Genomic DNA, 18,876 nt, shown 5'->3' with positions numbered 1-18,876 from the left:
GAGAGAAGGGCAGATGAGCAAGTTCTGGAGCCCCTTCGTCAAGGACCTGGTGCCTTATGTGCCGGGCGAGCAGCCCAAGCTGAGCAAGCTGGTCAAGCTCAACACCAACGAGAATCCCTATGGCCCGTCGCCGAAGGCCATCGCGGCCATGCAGGCCGAGCTGAACGATGACCTGCGCCTGTATCCGGACCCCAATGGTGAGCGCCTGAAGCAGGCCGTGGCCGACTATTACGGGGTGCAGACCAGCCAGGTGTTCGTCGGCAATGGCTCCGACGAGGTTCTGGCGCACGCTTTCCATGGTCTGTTCCAGCACGACAAGCCGCTGCTGTTCCCGGATGTCACCTACAGCTTCTATCCGGTCTATTGCGGCCTGTACGGTATCGAGTACCAGGCGTTGCCGCTGGACGAGCAGTTCCAGATTCGCGTCGAGGACTATGCCCGGCCCAACGCCGGCATCATCTTCCCCAACCCCAATGCGCCGACCGGTTGCCTGTTGCCGCTGGAGGCAGTCGAGCGCCTGCTGCAGGGCAGCCCGGATTCGGTGGTGCTGGTGGACGAGGCCTATATCGACTTCGGCGGCCAGAGCGCCATCGCCCTGGTCGACAGGTACCCGAACCTGCTGGTCACCCAGACGCTGTCCAAGTCGCGCTCGCTGGCCGGTCTGCGCGTAGGCATCGCGGTCGGTCATGCCGATCTGATCGAGGCGCTGGAGCGGATCAAGAACAGCTTCAACTCCTATCCGCTCGATCGCATGGCCATCGCCGGTGCGGCGGCGGCATTCGAGGATCGCGAGTATTTCGAACAGACCTGCCAGCAGGTGATCGCCAGCCGCGAAGCGGTGGTGGCAGGCCTGCAGGGGCTGGGCTTCGAAGTATTGCCGTCGGCAGCCAATTTCGTCTTCGCCCGTCATCCGGACAAGGATGCCGCTACCCTGGCGGCCGGGCTGCGCGAGCAGGGCGTGATCGTGCGTCATTTCAAGCAGCAGCGCATCGCCCAGTTCCTGCGTATCACCATTGGTACTGCAGAGCAGAATCAGGCGCTGCTGGACGCTCTGCAAGACTTGTAACCAGGCGCTATTGAAATAAGGCCGGTGTCGCTCCAGCGTCACCGGCTTTTTTCATGGCGGGTTACTCGTGATGCGGCGCGCCGAGGAAGGTCAGCGAGGTGAACAGGCCCCGGCTTTCGATGTCCGGATCGTTTTCCACCGGCAGGTAGACCGAGGCGCTGATGATGTTCAGCCCCTCGTTGCGTACCACCACCTGAGCACGACCCTCGGCATCGGTCCTGGCGCTGACCTGATGGGGCGCGCCACGGTAATCGCCGACCAGCTCGACGCCGGCGAGCGGCTTGCCGTCTGCCAGCACACGTACCGGCAGCGGTTGGCCAGGGCCGACCTTGAGCGGGTCGGTCTCCGGAAGGATGACCAGTTTCAGCGCCTTGAGATCGGGTAGCTTGGCGCCTTCGGCGTAGATCGCCAGGCTGTACTTGTAGGTATGTAGTGACTCGGTGGAGTCCGCCACCTGGCTGCGGCCTTGGTTGATCCACTCGCCGTCCGGGGTCTTCGACCAGGCGCCATTGTCCAGTGCCACGCCGAGCACGGCCGGTTTTCTCACGGGGTGGAGACGGGCATGGTCTGCAAGGCGTTCGACGGTCACCGGGATCATCTTGCCGGCGGCATCGTAGGCCCAGGCGCCGCTGATCTTCTCCGCCTTGAAGGCGTCATCCTCGGCGCCATGACCATAGACGACTTCGATGTTGCCGCGGCGCTCTTCGGTCCACAGGCCGTGGGCGAGGGCGCTGCTGCTGGCGAACAGGCTGGCGAGGAGCAGGTAGGCAGGAATACGCATATGAATCTCCGATTCAGAGGTTGAGGGTCAGGCTGAGGCTGAGGTTGCGTGGGTCGCCGGGCATTACCCAGACGTTGTTGAAGGAGCGCTCGTAGTACTTGCGGTCGAACAGGTTGTTGAGATTCAGGCCCAGGCTCAGGTCGTTCGTGGCCTGCCAGCGGGCGAGCAGGTCGACGGTGGTGTAGGCCGGCAGTTCGAAGTCGCTGCCGGTCTGCCCGGAACGATCCCCGACATAGTTGAGGGCGGCGCCGAGTTCAGAGCCTCTTAGCGATCCGTTCTGGAACTGGTAGACACCCATCAGGCTGGCGCTGTTGCGAGCGATGCCGAGCAGGTCGCTGCCTTCGGGAATGCTGTTGTCTCTGGTCACCTCGGCGTCGATGTAGGCATAGGCGCCGATCACTCGCAGCGCGTCGCTGAGCTGGCCGCTGATCTGCAGGTCCAGACCCTGGCTGCGTGCCTCGCCGGCGGCGATGCTGTCGCCAGGATTGTTCGGGTCGGCGGTTAGTACGTTTTCCTTCTCGATGTGGAACAGCGCCAGCGTGGCGCCGATGCGACTGTCGAACAGGTCGAGCTTGAGGCCGGTTTCGTAGCCGAGACCTTTCTCCGGTTTGAATACCTGTCCCTGCGCGCCAATGGAGTTGGGTTTGAACGACATCGAGGCGTTGGCGAACACGCCGATCTGCGGCGTCAGTTGGTAGAGCACGCCGGCGCGCGGCGTGGCGACGTCCTTGGTCTGCTCGTTGCTGACCTGCGTGCTGCGGTTCAGTGCGGTCTGTTCGAATCGCTCCAGGCGCAGGCCGAGCAGGCCGCTCCAGCGCTCGCTGAAGATGATCTGGTCCTGCAGATTGAGCGCGTAGCTTTGCGTGTGCTCGTGGAAGTCGTTGGGATTGACGATGGCAGGCTTGGGCCGACCATAGATCGGGTTGTAGATGTCCTGGCCGTAGCCCAGGCCGGTGACGCTTTGCGGATACTTCTGGCTGTTGCGGTAGTTCTCGTACTCCAGGCCCAGCAGCGTCTGGTGCTGCCAGCCGGCCAACTCGAACTGTCCATGCAGCTCGGCCTGGGTGATGCTGTCGTTCCATTCGAAGCTGCGCTCGCGGTAGAAGCGCGTGACATGATCGCCGATCAGCCGCGACGGCTCGGAACTGGCACCGTCCAGCGTACCCTGGCTGTAGTGGCTGGCCAGGCGCAGCTTCCAGGCGTCGTTCAGGTAGTGCTCGAGGCTGGCCTGTAGCAGCTGATTGTCGTTACGAATCTTGCCGTCGTTGGGTTCGCCGAGGTAGGTGGAACGCCTGACCGCCCCCATCTTGCCGTCCACGGCGGGGATGCCACGGTCGAATACCGAGTCGGTGCGCGAAAACTCGCTGTCGATCATCAACAGGGTGTCGGGGGAAAGCTGCCAGGTCAGCGTCGGGTTGACGATCTGTCGCTGGCTGCCTACATGATCGCGAAAGCTGCCGTTGTCCTCCACTGCGAGATTGACCCGCGAAAGCAGAGAGCCGTCGTCATTCAGCGGGCTGTTGACGTCGAGACTGCTGCGATAGCGATCCCAGCGGCCGGCACTGGCCTTGAACTGGGTGAAGGCTTCCTGTTGAGGGCGCTTGGTGACGATGTTGACCAGCCCGCCCGGATCGCCGCGCCCGTACAGTGCGGCAGCCGGCCCCTTGAGCACCTCCAGACGTTCGATGGATGAGGTGTCCGGCGAGCCGTAGCTGCCGCGGTTGATGGCGAAGCCGTTGCGATACAGCTCGCCGGTGGTAAAGCCGCGCACGCTGTAGTTGAGAAAGGTCAGGCCGCCGAAGTTGTTCTGCCTCGATACGCCGCCGGCGAAATCCAGAGCACGGTCGATGCGTGCGCTGCCAAGGTCTTCAAGCACCTGAGCAGGGACCACGCTGATGGCCTGGGGTATTTCGCTGATCGGTGTATCGGTGCGGGTTGCGCTGGCCGAGCGTTTGGCGCGGTAGCCCTGCACGGGGCCGTCGGCCTGTTCGCCGGGGGCGGTGACGATGCTGTCGGCCAGCTGCGCCGGAGGTTCGGCAGCAGGAACGCAGGGAGTCAGAAGGCTGCCGGCAAGCAGGATGGTGGTGGTGCGCAAGGGAAATCTCCGAAGTTGAGTTTAATGTAATAACATTACATTAAACTCAGTCGAGAAAAATTCCCAGATGAAAATGCTGGTCGATCAGTTGCCGTTGACGGGAGGACGAATACCGATCTCTGCAGTCAGCTGCAGCGACTTGCCGTTGCGCAGCACTTCGATGCTGATCTTGTCGCCCGGCTTGGTCCGCGCTACCTGGTTCATCGAGCGGCGGCCGTCACTGGCCGGTTCGCCGTCGATGCTGAGGATCAGGTCGCCAGGCTGCAGCCCGGCCTTCTGCGCCGGGCCGTCGCGGTAAACGCCGGCGACGACGATGCCCGGGCGGCCTTCCAGACCGAAGGACTCCGCCAGCTCCGGCGTCAGCGGTTGTACCTCGACGCCCAGATAGCCGCGGATCACCTGGCCGTGTTCGATGATCGCGCGCATCACCTCCAGTGCCAGCTTCACCGGTATGGCGAAGCCGATACCTTGAGAACCACCGGATTTCGAGAAGATCGCCGTGTTGATCCCCACCAGATTGCCGTGGGCATCGACCAGCGCACCGCCGGAGTTGCCCGGGTTGATGGCGGCATCGGTCTGGATGAAGTCCTCGTAGGTATTGAGGCCCAACTGGTTGCGCCCGGTAGCGCTGATGATGCCCATGGTCACGGTCTGGCCGACGCCAAAGGGGTTGCCGATGGCCAGGGTGACGTCGCCGATGCGTATGTTGTCGGAGCGACCGAGGGTGATGGCCTGCAGATTGGGCAGGTCGATCTTCAGGACCGCCAGATCGGTTTCCGGGTCGTTGCCGATTACCCGTGCCAGGGTTTCGCGGCCGTCCTTGAGGGCCACGACGATCTGGTCGGCGCCGCTGACCACGTGGTTGTTGGTCAGCAGATAACCGTCTCGGCTCATCAGCACCGCCGAGCCGAGGCTCGATTCCATACGTTGCTGGCGCGGCAGGTTGTCGCCAAAGAAGCGGCGGAACGTCGGGTCTTCGAACAGCGGGTGCGCCGGTTTGCTCACCAGCTTGGTGGTGTAGAGGTTGGCCACCGCTGGCGACGCGGTATCGACCGCCTCGGCGTAGGACACGGGGCCTTCCTGCAGGCGACCGTAGACCGGTGCCTGCACCAGCTGCACGTCCTGGCTCGGCAGGCCTACCCATTCCGGGTAGCGCTGGATCAGCAGCAGTGCGAGCAACACACCGACCAGCAATGGCCAACCGAGAAAACGCAGTGCCTGGGGCATCGGGACAATCCTGAGGGTTGCGGGGGCCAAATGCGGCCCTTAAGGTGGCGCATTATAGTGAGGAGCTCGCCAATAAGGCAGCGGCCCGCAACAGCTTGAGAGGAATCTTCATGGCCATTGCCCTGTCCACGCTAGTGGAAGAAGCTGACGCGTTTCTGAACGCGTCGCGCATCAGCGATTATTGCCCTAATGGCCTGCAGGTGGAGGGGCGCCCGCAGGTCAGCCGTATCGTCAGCGGGGTTACCGCCAGCCAGGCGCTGATCGAGGCCGCCATCGAGGCGCAAGCCGATGTTCTGCTGGTGCATCACGGCTATTTCTGGAAGGGCGAGAACCCCAGCGTCACCGGTATGAAGCAGCGTCGCCTGAAAGCGCTGCTGACTCACGACATCAGCCTGCTGGCCTATCACCTGCCGCTCGATGTGCATCCCGAGGTGGGTAACAATGTGCAGCTGGCGCGCCAGCTCGGCATCGTCGTCGAAGGCCCGCTGGAGCCGGAAAATCCTCGTACCGTCGGTCTGGTCGGTTCACTGCCTGAGCCGATGAACGCCCGCGATTTTGCCCGCCACGTTCAGCAGGCGCTGGGGCGTGAGCCGCTGCTGGTCGAAGGCGGAGGCCTGATCCGTCGGGTTGGCTGGTGCACGGGCGGTGGCCAGGGCTATATCGACCAGGCCATCGCTGCCGGAGTCGACCTGTACCTGACTGGCGAAGCCTCCGAGCAGACTTTCCACAGCGCACGGGAAAATGGCGTGAGCTTCATCGCCGCCGGTCATCACGCCACCGAGCGCTATGGCGTGCAGGCGCTGGGTGATTATCTGGCGAGGCGTTTCGCCCTCGAGCACCTGTTCATCGACTGTCCCAATCCGATCTGAAACGCCCGCACCAGCGGGTATAACTCTAGATCGTTTCGATCTAAGCAGCGCCCTGAGTATAAGCAGGTGCTGTGTTAGAGTGCGCGCTCGTCCACGGCCCGCCGGCCCATAACAGCAAACCGTGAGTAGCCATGCTCGACAAACTGACCCATCTGAAGCAGCTGGAGGCGGAAAGCATCCACATCATTCGTGAAGTGGCCGCCGAATTCGATAACCCGGTGATGCTCTATTCCATCGGCAAGGATTCAGCCGTGATGCTGCATCTGGCCCGCAAGGCGTTCTTTCCCGGCAAGCTGCCGTTTCCGGTGATGCACGTCGATACGCGCTGGAAGTTCCAGGAGATGTACAGCTTCCGCGACAAGATGGTCAGCGAGATGGGCCTGGACCTGATCACCCACATCAACCCCGATGGTGTGGCGCAGGACATGAACCCCTTCACCTACGGCAGTGCCAAGCACACCGACGTGATGAAGACCGAGGGCCTCAAGCAGGCGCTGGACAAATACGGCTTCGACGCCGCCTTCGGTGGTGCGCGCCGTGACGAAGAGAAGTCCCGCGCCAAGGAGCGTGTCTACTCCTTCCGCGACAGCAAGCACCGCTGGGATCCGAAGAACCAGCGTCCCGAGCTGTGGAACATCTACAACGGCAAGGTCAAGAAGGGCGAGTCGATCCGCGTGTTCCCGCTGTCGAACTGGACCGAGCTGGACATCTGGCAATACATCTATCTGGAGCAGATCCCGATCGTGCCGCTGTACTTCGCCGCCGAACGCGAGGTGATCGAGAAGAACGGTACGCTGATCATGATCGACGATGAACGCATCCTCGAGCATCTCTCCGATGAGGAGAAGGCGCGCATCACCAAGAAGATGGTGCGTTTCCGTACCCTTGGCTGCTACCCGCTCACCGGCGCGGTGGAGTCCACGGCGGCGACCCTGCCGGACATCATCCAGGAGATGCTCCTGACCAAGACCAGCGAACGCCAGGGCCGGGTCATCGACCACGACCAGGCCGGTTCGATGGAAGAGAAGAAACGTCAGGGCTATTTCTGAGGATCGCGCATCATGAGTCACCAATCCGATTTGATCAGCCAGGACATTCTTGCCTACCTGGCTCAGCACGAGCGCAAGGAATTGCTGCGCTTTCTCACCTGCGGCAACGTCGACGACGGCAAGAGCACGCTGATCGGCCGTCTGCTGCATGATTCCAAGATGATCTACGAAGATCATCTGGAAGCCATTACCAAGGATTCGAAGAAGGTCGGCACCACCGGCGATGACATCGACCTGGCGCTGCTGGTCGACGGCCTGCAGGCCGAGCGCGAGCAGGGCATCACCATCGATGTCGCCTACCGCTACTTCTCCACCGCCAAGCGCAAGTTCATCATCGCCGACACACCCGGCCACGAGCAGTACACACGTAACATGGCCACCGGCGCCTCGACCTGCGACCTGGCCATCATCCTCATCGACGCCCGTTACGGCGTGCAGACCCAGACCAGGCGCCACAGCTTCATCGCCTCGCTACTGGGCATCAAGCACATCGTCGTTGCCGTCAACAAGATGGACCTGAAGGACTTCGATCAGGGCGTGTTCGAGCAGATCAAGGCCGACTACCTGGCCTTCGCCGAGAAGATCAACCTGCGCCCGACCACCCTCGCGTTCGTGCCGATGTCGGCGCTCAAGGGCGACAACGTGGTCAACAGGTCCGAGCGCTCGCCCTGGTACACCGGCCAGTCGCTGATGGAGATTCTCGAGACCGTGGAAGTGGCGGGTGACCGCAACTTCGACGACCTGCGTTTCCCGGTGCAGTACGTCAACCGCCCCAACCTCAACTTCCGCGGCTTCGCCGGCACCCTGGCCAGCGGCATCGTGCGCAAGGGCGATGAGGTCATGGCGCTGCCTTCAGGCAAGACCAGCAAGGTCAAGTCCATCGTCACTTTCGAGGGCGAGCTGGAACATGCCGGTCCGGGCCAGGCGATCACCCTGACCCTGGAAGACGAGATCGACGTATCGCGTGGCGACATGCTGGTGCATGCCGACAACCTGCCGCAGGTGACCGACAGCTTCGAGGCCATGCTGGTATGGATGGGCGAGGAGCCGATGCTGCCGGGCAAGAAATACGACTTCAAACGCGCCACCAGCTATGTGCCGGGTTCGATTCCGAGCATCGCTCATCGCGTCGATGTGAACACCCTGGAGCAGGGTGCCGCCAGCGAGCTGAAACTCAACGAAATCGGCCGGGTCAGGATCGCGCTGGACGCGCCCATTGCGCTGGACGGTTATGAGTACAACCGCACCACCGGTGCCTTTATCGTCATCGACCGCCTGACCAATGGCACTGTCGGTGCCGGCATGATCATCGCCGACCCGGTCGCCCATGGCAGCGGCCAGCATGGCCGTCTGGCACACGTATCGACCGAGGAGCGTGCCTCGCGCTTCGGCCAGCAGCCGGCCACCGTGCTGTTCAGCGGCCTGTCCGGCGCCGGCAAGAGCACCCTGGCCTATGCGGTCGAGCGCAAGCTGTTCGACATGGGCCGTGCCGTTTACGTACTCGACGGTCAGAACCTGCGTCACGATCTGAACAAGGGGCTGCCGCAGGATCGCGCCGGCCGTGCCGAGAACTGGCGCCGCGCCGCTCATGTGGCGCGTCAGTTCAACGAAGCGGGCCTGATCGCCCTGGCTGCGTTCGTTGCCCCGGATGCCGAAGGCCGCGAACAGGCCAAGGCGCTGATCGGCAGCGAGCGTCTGGTTACCGTTTACGTCCAGGCTTCGCCGCAGATCTGCGCCGAGCGCGACCCGCAGGGGCTGTATGCTGCCGGTGGTGACAATATCCCGGGCGAAAGCTTCCCTTACGACGTACCGCTGGATGCCGATCTGGTGATCGACACCCAGACCCAGTCGGTCGAGGAGGGCGTCAAGGCGGTGCTCGATCTGCTGCGTAGCCGCGGCGCGATCTGACATTCGCGATGCTGCATGATGAGCCCCGCTTATTAGCGGGGCTCATCGTTTGTGGGGTTTCTTTTGTAGGAGCGAATTCATTCGCGATATGGGCTTACGATGATCGCGAATGAATTCGCTTCTACCGTCCCGCGTAGTCCACAACCGCGGTCAATAAAAAGCCCCGCGATTGCGGGGCTCGTTGTTTCCGGCCGGCGGGTTACTTCTTCAACCCGTAGCTTTCGTCCAGCATGCCCGGGCCGTCGCTCTTCGGTGCGTAGTCCTTGGGCATTTCGTAGTTCTTCGGCGGCGTCAGGCGGTCGCGTTTTTCGCCTGCTTCGGTGCTGTTGAGGGTGGCCAGCAGGCGCTGACGGGTCAGCTCGTCCAGGGCCAGACGGTTGGCGCCGTCGGACAGGTGCTCCTGCACTTCCTGATAGCTCTGGGTGAGTTTCTTCACCAGGCTGGCGGTGGTGTTGAAGTGGGTCACCACTTCGTTCTGGTAGGCCTCGAAGCGCGCCTGCATTTCATCCATCTGCCGCTGGGTACGGCCCGGTGCAGCATTGGGGGCCAGGCGGGCGAGCACAAAGCCCACGGCGATGCCGACCACCAGGGTCAGAGCGGGTATCAACCAGGCAGTAACGGTCTGTTCCACGAGTCCTTCCTCTCAAAACGGCTTTGCTTTACGTTAGCGGCTCGAACCTGTGCTGTATACGTTTACCGCACAGGCAGTTTGCTAGACGAGTCGACCCGGTGCGGGGTCACGGAGTTCAGTGTTGCTCAGTCGCGAAACCCCTCTTTTCATTCCAGGCCCGGCGGGCCAGCTCGAAGCCCTTTTGCTGGAGGTAGCCGACGCCCGAGGCGTGGCGCTGGTCTGCCATCCCAACCCGGTGCAGGGTGGCACCATGCTCAACAAGGTGGTGTCCACGCTGCAGCGCACTGCGCGTGATTGTGGCTATCACACATTGCGTTTCAATTATCGCGGCGTTGGTGCCAGCGCCGGTAGCCACGACATGGGCACCGGCGAAGTGGACGACGCCGAAGCCGTCGCCACCTGGCTGCTGGAAAAGTATCCGGATCTGCCCATCACGCTGCTGGGCTTTTCCTTTGGTGGTTTCGTCGCCGCTGCGCTGGGCGCGCGTCTTGAGGCGCAGGGGCGAGTGCCGAGCAAGCTGTTCATGGTCGCGCCGGCAGTGCATCGCCTGACGGCCGATACGCCGCCGGCCAGCCAATGCCCGCTGGTGGTGATCCAACCCGATACCGACGAAGTGATCGAGCCACAGGTCGTCTACGACTGGTCGGCCAAGCTCGGGCGTGCCCATGAGCTGTTGAAAGTGGCAGAATGCGGTCACTTTTTTCACGGCAAGCTGACGGATCTCAAGGATCTGCTGTTGCCTCGCCTGTAAGTTCTTTCAGTCATTTCTAAGCGAAACTCATGACCACCCGTATCCTCACCGGTATCACCACCACCGGCACTCCCCACCTGGGCAACTACGCCGGTGCCATTCGCCCCGCCATCGCGGCCAGCCGCGACCCGCAGATGGACTCGTTCTACTTCCTTGCCGACTATCACGCGCTGATCAAGTGCGATGACCCGGCGCGCATCCAGCGTTCGCGCCTGGAGATCGCAGCGACCTGGCTGGCGCTGGGACTGGATACCGACAAGGCGACCTTCTACCGCCAGTCCGATATCCCCGAGATTCCCGAGCTGTGCTGGCTGCTGACCTGCGTGGCCGGCAAGGGCCTGCTCAACCGCGCCCACGCCTACAAGGCCTCGGTGGACAAGAACATCGAAGCCGGTGAAGACCCGGATGCCGGCGTGACCATGGGCCTGTTCAGCTACCCGGTGCTGATGGCGGCGGACATCCTGATGTTCAACGCCCAGAAGGTGCCGGTTGGCCGTGACCAGATCCAGCACGTGGAAATGGCCCGCGATATCGGGCAGCGTTTCAACCATCTGTTCGGCAAGGGCAAGGATCTGTTCGTCCTGCCCGAGGTGGTGATCGAGGAGGAGGTGGCGACCCTGCCGGGCCTCGATGGGCGCAAGATGAGCAAGAGCTACGACAACACCATCCCGCTGTTCGGCACCGCCAAGCAGCTCAAGGATGCCGTGGCGCGTATCGTTACCGACTCGCGCGCACCGGGCGAACCGAAGGATGCCGAGGGTTCGCACCTGTTCACCCTGTACCAGGCCTTCGCCAGCCAGTCGCAGCAGGCCGAGTTCCGCGCCGACCTGGAAGGTGGTCTGGCCTGGGGCGAGGCGAAGAATCGCCTGTACCAACTGCTCGAAGACACCCTTGGCGAGGCGCGCGAGCGCTACAACGCGCTGATCGCCAAGCCGGCCGACTTGGAGGACATTCTCCTCGCCGGTGCAGCCAAGGCTCGCAGGATCGCCACGCCGTTCCTCGGTGAACTGCGCGAGGCGGTGGGCCTGCGCTCGTTCCGTGAGCAGGTGCAGGTGGCTACCGGCGAGAAGAAGAAAGTCAGCAAGAGTGCGCGCTTCGTCAGCTTCCGTGATGACGACGGCAGCTTCCGCTTCCGTCTGCTGGACGCCGACGGCGAGCAACTGCTGCTATCGAAGTCCTTCGCTGATGGCAAGTCTGCCGGCATGGTCAACAAGCGTTTGCAGTCCGGCGAAACGCTTGATGTGCGCGCCGAAGGCCTGGCTTTCTCGGTGTGGATCGACGGTGAAAACGTGGCCAGCAGCCCCGAATTCGCCGATGCTCAGGCCGTGGAGGCTGCCATCGCCCGCCTGCGCGAGGCATTGGCCCCGCAGGAGTGAAGTAGCCCGGATGAAATCCGGGCTACGGCCATGATTGCCAACAAACGGGGGCGTCGCTAAAGTGACGCCCCCGTTTTTACTTGCCCGGCTAACGAATCATGACCCCCCTAGAGCGTTATCAGGCCGACCTCAAGCGGCCCGACTTCTTCCATGATGCGGCCCAGGAAAATGCTGTCCGCCATTTGCAGCGTCTGTATGACGATCTGATCGCGCGCGAACAGGGCAAGTCCGGGCTGATAGGAAAGCTGTTCGGCAAGAAGCCGCAGGGGCCGGTCAAGGGCCTGTACTTCTGGGGCGGGGTAGGGCGCGGCAAGACCTATCTGGTCGATACCTTCTTCGAGGCGCTGCCGTTCAAGCAGAAGATGCGTACCCACTTCCACCGCTTCATGAAGCGCGTGCACGAGGAGATGAAAACCCTCAAGGGCGAGAAGAACCCGCTTACCATCATCGGCAAGCGCTTCGCCGACGAGGCGCGGGTAATCTGCTTCGACGAGTTCTTCGTCAGCGACATTACCGACGCGATGATCCTCGCCACGCTGCTCGAAGAGCTGTTCAAGAATGGCGTATCGCTGGTGGCTACCTCCAACATCGTGCCGGACGGTCTGTACAAGGATGGTCTGCAGCGCGCGCGTTTCCTCCCGGCCATCGCCCTGCTCAAGGAACACACCGACATCGTCAACGTCGACAGCGGCGTCGACTATCGCCTGCGTGCGCTGGAGCAGGCCGAGCTGTTCCACTTCCCGCTCGGCCCGGCGGCCGAGGAGAGCCTGCGCAAGAGCTTCCAGAGTCTGCTGCCGGACTGCACCCACATGCTCGAGAACGAGCCGCTGATGATCGAGAATCGCGCGATCAATGCCGTGCGCGTGTGCGAGGACGTGGCCTGGTTCGAGTTCCGCGAGCTCTGCGATGGCCCGCGCAGCCAGAACGACTACATCGAGCTGGGCAAGATCTTCCACGCGGTGATCCTGGCCAACGTCGAGCAGATGGGCGTGGCCAAGGACGACATGGCGCGCCGCTTCATCAACCTGGTGGACGAGTTCTACGACCGCAACGTCAAGCTGATCATCTCTGCCGAAGTGGAGTTGAAGGATCTCTACACCGGCGGTCGCCTCAGCTTCGAGTTCCAGCGTACGCTGAGCCGTCTGCTGGAAATGCAGTCGCACGAGTTCCTCTCGCGCCCACACCGGCCCTGAGGTTCAGCGATACGAAAAAGGCGCCCCACAAGGTCGCCTTTTTCGTTGGCGGGCCGGGGTCGCCATGTGGCGGCTCTTTCAGTTGTTCGCCAGTTTCTGCCGGTGCTGGGCCAGCAGGTCTCGCGCATGGGCCACCTCCAGGGCTTCCATGGCGCTGATCGGCTCGATTGCCACGGCACGCTCGAGGTGTTCGACGACCTTGTCTTGTTCAGCGTCGCCGTACACGTAGGTCAGCGCGTTGGCATATTCGTAGTGGCTGATGGGCAGGTCGTCGCGAGCCTGAAAGCTGCGCTGGAAGTAGGTCTCCATCTTGTCGGCGCTGACGCCGTAGGTCATCTTGCCCACCAGCTTGCCGACCTTGCGGATCACGCCGGCCTCGTATCCGCCGTAGAGGGCCAGGGCGAAGGGTTGTCTGGGGTTTCCGGCCAGCAGGCTGTCCAGCTCCCGGGGGATCTGCGAGGTGTAGCCGTGCTTGAGCACCACCGGCACCGAGAGTTCCTCGCCAAGGCGTGCCTTGGCATAGACGCGGCCGAATTGTGCGACGGCATCGGTCTGCACCAGGTCGCCGGCCGCATCGGTGTGGGCGATCACCTCTTCCAGCAGGCGGTGCTTCTCGGCCTGATCCGGCTCGAGGAACACGGCATGCATGACCTGGGCGAACATCGCCGGTATCTGCCCGCCGACGCCGAGCGCCATGCCCTGCTCCCGGGCCTGGGCGAAGTCACCACGGAACATCAGGCGCCAGACATCCTGCAATTTCTGCGCATAGGCCTCGGCGTCTTCGGGCTTGTCGGCAAAGCCGGTGCCGGCGGCCGCGGTCTTCTCCAGAGCCTGCGGATGCCGGGCGGCCATACTCATCACCCAGCCTGCGTCGGGGAAGGGATAGGCGCCGAAGCCGCGGGTCAGTTGCGGCCAGGCCTGGCGCAGCTTGTCGCCGCTGTAGTCGTAGGCGCTCTGTTCGAAGGGAAAGGGTTTCCAGTCATCGGCCGCCGCAGCGCTGAGGCTGCAGGCGGCAAGCAGGGCAATCAATAAACGGCGCATGGCGGTGAACCTGTTGTTGTTATGTTCACCGCCGATCATAGGGCGCTGCTGCGAGGCGCCAACCTAACCAAGGGTGGGCTGGCGCTTTGCCGCCCCCGTCATGAGACGCTCAGCTCTGGTCCTTCTGCTGAAACTGCCGACGGTACTGGTTGGGCGACAGCTCGGTGTGCTGGCGGAACAGACGGGCGAAGAAGCTGGCGTCGTCGTAGCCGACCTCGTAGCTGATGGTCTTGATGCTCTTGCGGGTAGAGGAGAGCAGACTCTTGGCGGTTTCGATACGCAGGCGTTGCAGGTAATGCAGCGGTTTGTCGCCAGTGGCGCCCTGGAAGCGGCGCATGAAGTTGCGAATGCTCATGCCGTGCTCGCGGGCGACGTCCTCGAAGCGGAACTTGTCGGCATAGTGCTCTTCCAGCCAGTGCTGGATCTGCAGCACGGTAACGTCCTGGTGCAGCTTCTGCCCGCCGAAGCCGATGCGTCCGGGGGTATAGCTGCGCTGTACCTCGTAGAGAATGTCGCGGGCCACGCCCTGGGCCACACCCGCACCGCAGTAACGCTCGATCAGGTAGATGTAGAGGTCGCAGGCCGAGGTGACGCCGCCAGCGCAATACAGGTTGTCTGCATCCGACAGGTGCTTGTCCTGATTAAGCAGGACCTTGGGGAAACGTTCGGCGAATTCGCGGAAGAAGCGCCAGTAGGTGGTTGCCTCCTTGCCGTCGAGCAGGCCGGCTTCGGCCATCCAGAACACCCCGCTGGCCTCGCCGCAGATTGCAGTACCACTGGCATGCTGGCGCTTGAGCCAGTCCAATACCTGTGGGTAACGGCGACTGAGTACATCGAAGTCGTCCCAGAAGGCTGGCAGGATGATCACGTCGCAGGCCTCAAGGCCGCCGTCGACCGGGATTCGGACGTTGCTGAAACTGTCCACCGGTTTACCGTCGGGGCTGACCAGGCGGATCTCGAAAGGGGGCTGATTGCCAAGGCCCTGCTGTTTGGCGTAACGGATGCCGGCCATATGGAAGAAATCCTTGGCCTGCATGAGGGTGGATGCGAACACGCCATCGGTGGCGAGAATGCTGACGCGCCGTAACGCGCCTGACTGATGATTAACCATATGTTGTTTTTATAAAGGCTAAGTGGTCACTAGGTGGCTGGATCGTCTTATTTTTTGGCGCTTGTGTCCAGTGTAAGCAAGCGTTTGCTTGGCTAAAGTCGAGCGCTGAATCCAGATGACCCACAGGTAGTGCCATGATCCCCAGAACCCTATTCAGCTCCGACCATGAACTGTTCCGAGACAGCGTGCGCAAGTTTCTCGAACAGGAAGCGGTGCCTTACCATCACCAGTGGGAGAAGGACGGTCATGTCGATCGGGCGCTGTGGAACAAGGCGGGCGAGGCCGGCATGCTCTGCTCGCACATTCCCGAGGCGTATGGCGGCATGGCAGCCGACTTCCTCTACAGCACCGTCGTGATCGAGGAAATCGGTCGTCTGGGGCTGACCGGCATCGGCTTCTCGCTGCACTCGGACATCGTTGCGCCCTACATCCTGCATTACGGCAGCGAGACGCAGAAGCAGTACTACCTGCCCAAGCTGGTGAGCGGCGAGATGGTCAGCGCCATCGCCATGACCGAGCCGGGCGCCGGCTCCGACCTGCAGGGCGTGAAGACCACCGCCGTGCTCGATGGCGATGAGTACGTGATCAACGGCTCGAAGACCTTCATCACCAATGGCTGGCTGGCCGATCTGGTGATCGTCGTGGCCAAGACCGACCCGAAGGCCGGCGCCAAGGGCACCAGCCTGTTCCTGGTGGAAGCCGATACGCCGGGCTTCTCCAAGGGCAAGCGCCTGGAAAAGGTGGGCATGAAGGCGCAGGACACCTCCGAGCTGTTCTTCCAGGATGTGCGCGTACCCAAGGAGAACCTGCTGGGGCAGGCGGGTATGGGGTTCGCCTATCTGATGCAGGAGTTGCCGCAGGAGCGCCTGACCGTGGGCATTGGTGCGCTGGCTTCGGCCGAAGCGGCGCTCAAATGGACGCTGGACTACACCCGCGAGCGCAAGGCATTCGGCAAGGCCGTAGCGGACTTCCAGAACACGCGCTTCAAGCTGGCCGAGATGGCTACCGAGATCCAGGTCGGGCGGGTGTTCATCGACCGCTGCCTGGAGTTGCACCTGCAGGGCAAGCTTGATGTGCCGACTGCGGCGATGCTCAAGTACTGGACCACCGATCTGCAGTGCAAGGTGATCGATGAGTGCGTGCAGCTGCACGGCGGCTACGGCTTCATGTGGGAATACCCGATCGCCCGCGCCTGGGCCGACTCGCGGGTACAGCGCATCTATGCCGGCACCAACGAGATCATGAAGGAAATCATTTCCCGCTCGCTGGTCTAGTCGGGCTTGATCCGCGGGGCGAACTCGGCTGTCGTTCCGCGGTTCCAAGGCAGAAATGCCTGGAGAACCTCATGAGGCGATTGAGTGAGCTGGCTGCCGCCCCGTTCACGGGCTGGGACGGCAGTCCGGCGGCCGCCCGCGAGCTGCAGACGCAGCTGGCCCGGCAAGTACAGCTTGATGACGACTATCCGCCGCTACGATGTCTAGCGGGCGTGGATGTCGGCTTCGAGGAGGGCGGAAGCATCACCCGCGCAGCTGCGCTGCTGTTGGACGCCGATACCCTGGAGCCGCTGGCCGAGTGCGTGGCGCGCATTCCCACCAGCATGCCCTATGTGCCCGGGCTGCTGTCCTTTCGCGAGTTGCCCGCTCTGCTTCGGGCGCTGGCCGGCCTGCCGCATGAGCCGGATCTGGTCTTCGTCGACGGTCACGGCATCGCCCATCCGCGCGGCCTGGGTATCGCCGCGCACCTGGGTGTGGTCAGTGGCTTGCCGACCATTGGGGTGGCCAAGAAGATTCTGACCGGGCATCACGCCGAGCTGAACGAGGCGCGCGGTTCGCGTGTCGAGCTGCTGAGCAGGAGAGGCGAACGAATCGGCTGGGTGCTGCGCAGCAAGGATCGCGTGCGGCCGCTGATCGTCTCGCCGGGCAATCGGGTCAGCCTTGAGCGTGCGCCGGAGCTGGTCATGGCCTGTGTCAGGCGTCACCGTTTGCCCGAGCCTACCCGCCTGGCTGACCGCCTGGCCTCGCGCCGCGACGCCAGGAACGATCAGCCTTCACTCTTTTAAGGCGCCGGGTTGGGCTGCGCCTTGTGAATCGCCTCGATGCCGGCGAGCACTTCTTCGGAGAGCTTCAGCTCGGCGCTGGCCAGGTTGCTGTCCAGTTGCTCCAGGCTGGTGGCTCCGATGATGTTGCTGGTCACGAAAGGCTGCGCGGTGACGAAGGCCAGGGCCATCTGCGCCGGATCCAGGCCGTGTTCGCGGGCCAGGGCGACATAGCGTGAGCAGGCCGCTTCGGCTTCCGGATTGGTGTAGCGGGCGAAGCGGCTGAACAGGCTGATGCGTGCGCCAGCCGGGCGTGCACCGCCTTCGTACTTACCGCTGAGCATGCCGAATGCAAGGGGGGAATAAGCCAGTAGGCCGCACTGCTCGCGAATCGCCACCTCGGCCAGGCCCACCTCGAAGCTGCGATTGAGCAGGTTGTAGGGGTTCTGGACCGATACCGCGCGCGGCCAGCCGCGGCTCTCGGCCAGTTGCAGGAACTTCATCGTGCCCCACGGCGTTTCGTTGGACAGGCCGATATGGCGGATCTTGCCGGCCTTGACCTGTTCGTCGAGCACTTCCAGGGTTTCTTCCAGTGGCGTGAAGTCCGTCTCCCGGTGTCTGTAACCGAGCTGGCCGAAGAAATTGGTCGGGCGCTCCGGCCAGTGCAGCTGATACAGGTCGATCCAGTCGGTCTGCAGGCGTTTCAGGCTGGCGTCCAGCGCGGCGACGATGTGCTCGCGGTTGAACTTCAGCTGGCCGTCGCGGATATGGCTGATGCCGTTGCCGGGGCCGGCGATCTTGCTGGCCAGAATCCAGTCGCCACGGTCGCCGTGGCGCTTGAAGTAGCTGCCGATGATCTGTTCGGTCCTGCTGTAGGTTTCGGCGCGCGGTGGTACCGGATACATCTCGGCGGTATCGATGAAATTGATGCCGCTGGCCTTGGCCCGCTCGATCTGGGCATGGCCTTCGCTCTCGCTGTTCTGCTCGCCCCAGGTCATGGTTCCAAGGCACAGTGCGCTGACATCGAGACCGGTTTGGCCTAGCTTGCGGTATTCCATGAAGTGCTCCTTGGGTAAAAGAGTCATACAAGCAGGTTGAATTTTTTTTCGCAATCCGGATAATCCGGCACCTCTTTCTGCGGTGGAAGTGATGCGCCGCCTGCCGAAGAATCTTGCCGTATTGTGGACGCGCTGACCCGAGCCCCCGATAGCGTCCGTATGCGGCTGCCTTTGACTTGTCAAAGTACGCACTATCCAGTAAGATCCGCCGTCTATTTTTTGCTGGGCGGCCCCTGAGGCTATAAAGAATGAAAACTTTTACTGCTAAACCGGAAACAGTAAAACGCGATTGGTTCGTCGTTGATGCTGCTGGTCAGACCCTGGGTCGTCTGGCCACCGAAATCGCGAGCCGTCTGCGTGGCAAGCACAAGCCTGAGTACACCCCGCACGTTGATACCGGCGATTACATCGTCGTTATCAATGCCGAACAGGTGCGTGTAACTGGTGCCAAAGCCAGCGACAAGAAGTACTACTCCCACTCCGGTTTCCCGGGCGGCATCAAAGAGATCAACTTCGAGAAGCTGATCGCTCGTGCTCCTGAGCGCGTGATCGAGACCGCGGTCAAAGGCATGCTGCCGAAGAACCCGCTGGGTCGCGACATGTACCGTAAGCTGAAGGTGTACAAGGGTGCCGCTCACCCGCACACTGCTCAGCAGCCCCAAGAACTGAAGATTTAACGGAATAG

Annotated in this window: 17 protein-coding genes; 10 read left to right on the top strand and 7 right to left on the bottom strand. The window is 62.6% G+C overall.

Features of this window, described 5'->3' with window-relative positions:
• The first annotated feature begins 13 nt into the window (after window positions 1-13).
• Window positions 14-1,066, top strand: coding sequence for a histidinol-phosphate transaminase (gene hisC / locus OEG79_RS16950; RefSeq protein ID WP_264146116.1), 1,053 nt, complete (start codon window positions 14-16; stop codon window positions 1,064-1,066).
• A gap of 61 nt (window positions 1,067-1,127) precedes the next feature.
• On the opposite strand, the gene OEG79_RS16945 is transcribed toward hisC, so the two are convergent.
• The 3 genes from OEG79_RS16945 to algW form a co-directional block, all read right to left on the bottom strand.
• Window positions 1,128-1,847 carry a DUF4198 domain-containing protein gene (locus OEG79_RS16945; protein WP_264146115.1) on the bottom strand — a complete coding sequence of 240 codons (720 nt, stop codon included), beginning with the start codon at window positions 1,845-1,847 and terminating at the stop codon, window positions 1,128-1,130.
• A 13-nt stretch (window positions 1,848-1,860) separates the two neighbouring features.
• Window positions 1,861-3,942 (bottom strand): TonB-dependent siderophore receptor, encoded by a 2,082-nt coding sequence (locus tag OEG79_RS16940; protein WP_413247518.1) that lies wholly within the window; start codon window positions 3,940-3,942, stop codon window positions 1,861-1,863.
• An 84-nt stretch (window positions 3,943-4,026) separates the two neighbouring features.
• Entirely contained in the window at window positions 4,027-5,169 is a 1,143-nt protein-coding gene (algW, locus tag OEG79_RS16935) for a Do family serine endopeptidase AlgW (protein WP_264146114.1), read from the bottom strand.
• A gap of 110 nt (window positions 5,170-5,279) precedes the next feature.
• On the opposite strand from algW, the gene OEG79_RS16930 reads away from it, so the two are divergent.
• The 3 genes from OEG79_RS16930 to cysN all read left to right on the top strand — a co-directional run bounded on the left by OEG79_RS16930 (window position 5,280) and on the right by cysN (window position 8,995).
• The gene (locus tag OEG79_RS16930) at window positions 5,280-6,038 is read left to right on the top strand and encodes a Nif3-like dinuclear metal center hexameric protein (RefSeq protein ID WP_264146113.1); all 759 of its coding nucleotides are present in this window, start codon (window positions 5,280-5,282) and stop codon (window positions 6,036-6,038) included.
• Between the two features lie 131 nt (window positions 6,039-6,169).
• Window positions 6,170-7,087 (top strand): sulfate adenylyltransferase subunit CysD, encoded by a 918-nt coding sequence (cysD, locus tag OEG79_RS16925; RefSeq protein WP_264146112.1) that lies wholly within the window; start codon window positions 6,170-6,172, stop codon window positions 7,085-7,087.
• Between the two features lie 12 nt (window positions 7,088-7,099).
• Window positions 7,100-8,995 (top strand): sulfate adenylyltransferase subunit CysN, encoded by a 1,896-nt coding sequence (gene cysN / locus OEG79_RS16920; protein ID WP_264146111.1) that lies wholly within the window; start codon window positions 7,100-7,102, stop codon window positions 8,993-8,995.
• A 199-nt stretch (window positions 8,996-9,194) separates the two neighbouring features.
• Here cysN and OEG79_RS16915 read toward each other — a convergent pair whose 3' ends face one another.
• Window positions 9,195-9,626 carry a YhcB family protein gene (locus OEG79_RS16915; RefSeq protein WP_264146110.1) on the bottom strand — a complete coding sequence of 144 codons (432 nt, stop codon included), beginning with the start codon at window positions 9,624-9,626 and terminating at the stop codon, window positions 9,195-9,197.
• A gap of 121 nt (window positions 9,627-9,747) precedes the next feature.
• Here OEG79_RS16915 and OEG79_RS16910 point away from each other — a divergent pair, with 121 nt between their 5' ends.
• The 3 genes from OEG79_RS16910 to zapE all read left to right on the top strand — a co-directional run bounded on the left by OEG79_RS16910 (window position 9,748) and on the right by zapE (window position 12,946).
• Window positions 9,748-10,377, top strand: a complete 630-nt coding sequence (locus tag OEG79_RS16910) for an alpha/beta hydrolase (protein WP_264146109.1) — start codon at window positions 9,748-9,750, stop codon at window positions 10,375-10,377.
• A 29-nt stretch (window positions 10,378-10,406) separates the two neighbouring features.
• Window positions 10,407-11,753 (top strand): tryptophan--tRNA ligase, encoded by a 1,347-nt coding sequence (locus tag OEG79_RS16905; RefSeq protein WP_264146108.1) that lies wholly within the window; start codon window positions 10,407-10,409, stop codon window positions 11,751-11,753.
• Between the two features lie 98 nt (window positions 11,754-11,851).
• Window positions 11,852-12,946, top strand: coding sequence for a cell division protein ZapE (gene zapE / locus OEG79_RS16900; RefSeq protein ID WP_264146107.1), 1,095 nt, complete (start codon window positions 11,852-11,854; stop codon window positions 12,944-12,946).
• Window positions 12,947-13,024: 78 nt separating this feature from the next.
• On the opposite strand, the gene OEG79_RS16895 is transcribed toward zapE, so the two are convergent.
• Window positions 13,025-13,987, bottom strand: a complete 963-nt coding sequence (locus OEG79_RS16895; protein ID WP_264146106.1) for a hypothetical protein — start codon at window positions 13,985-13,987, stop codon at window positions 13,025-13,027.
• A gap of 109 nt (window positions 13,988-14,096) precedes the next feature.
• Entirely contained in the window at window positions 14,097-14,999 is a 903-nt protein-coding gene (locus OEG79_RS16890; RefSeq protein ID WP_264148740.1) for a GlxA family transcriptional regulator, read from the bottom strand.
• A 233-nt stretch (window positions 15,000-15,232) separates the two neighbouring features.
• On the opposite strand from OEG79_RS16890, the gene OEG79_RS16885 reads away from it, so the two are divergent.
• Both OEG79_RS16885 and nfi read left to right on the top strand, forming a co-directional pair.
• On the top strand, window positions 15,233-16,372 hold the full coding sequence (locus tag OEG79_RS16885; RefSeq protein WP_264146105.1) for an acyl-CoA dehydrogenase family protein: 1,140 nt from the start codon (window positions 15,233-15,235) through the stop codon (window positions 16,370-16,372).
• Window positions 16,373-16,443: 71 nt separating this feature from the next.
• The gene (gene nfi, locus OEG79_RS16880; RefSeq protein WP_264146104.1) at window positions 16,444-17,157 is read left to right on the top strand and encodes a deoxyribonuclease V; all 714 of its coding nucleotides are present in this window, start codon (window positions 16,444-16,446) and stop codon (window positions 17,155-17,157) included.
• On the opposite strand, the gene OEG79_RS16875 is transcribed toward nfi, so the two are convergent.
• Window positions 17,154-18,191, bottom strand: a complete 1,038-nt coding sequence (locus tag OEG79_RS16875; protein WP_264146103.1) for an NADP(H)-dependent aldo-keto reductase — start codon at window positions 18,189-18,191, stop codon at window positions 17,154-17,156. The genes nfi and OEG79_RS16875 overlap by 4 nt on opposite strands.
• Before the next feature lie 248 nt (window positions 18,192-18,439).
• Between OEG79_RS16875 and rplM the strand changes: the two genes are divergently transcribed.
• Entirely contained in the window at window positions 18,440-18,868 is a 429-nt protein-coding gene (gene rplM, locus OEG79_RS16870; protein ID WP_003242947.1) for a 50S ribosomal protein L13, read from the top strand.
• Window positions 18,869-18,876 lie beyond the last annotated feature (8 nt).

It is taken from the genome of Pseudomonas sp. Z8(2022) (assembly GCF_025837155.1).
GTDB lineage: Bacteria > Pseudomonadota > Gammaproteobacteria > Pseudomonadales > Pseudomonadaceae > Aquipseudomonas.
This window is presented reverse-complemented; position numbering and strand designations above follow the sequence as displayed.

Excerpts from the sequence above, each read along its gene's own strand:
- hisC (WP_264146116.1), top strand. The coding sequence starts at position 14 with ATGAGCAAGTTCTGGAGCCCCTTCGTCAAGGACCTGGTGCCTTATGTG.
- OEG79_RS16945 (WP_264146115.1), bottom strand. The coding sequence starts at position 1,847 with ATGCGTATTCCTGCCTACCTGCTCCTCGCCAGCCTGTTCGCCAGCAGC.
- algW (WP_264146114.1), bottom strand. The coding sequence starts at position 5,169 with ATGCCCCAGGCACTGCGTTTTCTCGGTTGGCCATTGCTGGTCGGTGTG.
- OEG79_RS16930 (WP_264146113.1), top strand. The coding sequence starts at position 5,280 with ATGGCCATTGCCCTGTCCACGCTAGTGGAAGAAGCTGACGCGTTTCTG.
- cysD (WP_264146112.1), top strand. The coding sequence starts at position 6,170 with ATGCTCGACAAACTGACCCATCTGAAGCAGCTGGAGGCGGAAAGCATC.
- cysN (WP_264146111.1), top strand. The coding sequence starts at position 7,100 with ATGAGTCACCAATCCGATTTGATCAGCCAGGACATTCTTGCCTACCTG.
- OEG79_RS16905 (WP_264146108.1), top strand. The coding sequence starts at position 10,407 with ATGACCACCCGTATCCTCACCGGTATCACCACCACCGGCACTCCCCAC.
- zapE (WP_264146107.1), top strand. The coding sequence starts at position 11,852 with ATGACCCCCCTAGAGCGTTATCAGGCCGACCTCAAGCGGCCCGACTTC.
- OEG79_RS16895 (WP_264146106.1), bottom strand. The coding sequence starts at position 13,987 with ATGCGCCGTTTATTGATTGCCCTGCTTGCCGCCTGCAGCCTCAGCGCT.
- OEG79_RS16890 (WP_264148740.1), bottom strand. The coding sequence starts at position 14,999 with ATGGCCGGCATCCGTTACGCCAAACAGCAGGGCCTTGGCAATCAGCCC.
- OEG79_RS16885 (WP_264146105.1), top strand. The coding sequence starts at position 15,233 with ATGATCCCCAGAACCCTATTCAGCTCCGACCATGAACTGTTCCGAGAC.
- nfi (WP_264146104.1), top strand. The coding sequence starts at position 16,444 with ATGAGGCGATTGAGTGAGCTGGCTGCCGCCCCGTTCACGGGCTGGGAC.
- OEG79_RS16875 (WP_264146103.1), bottom strand. The coding sequence starts at position 18,191 with ATGGAATACCGCAAGCTAGGCCAAACCGGTCTCGATGTCAGCGCACTG.
- rplM (WP_003242947.1), top strand. The coding sequence starts at position 18,440 with ATGAAAACTTTTACTGCTAAACCGGAAACAGTAAAACGCGATTGGTTC.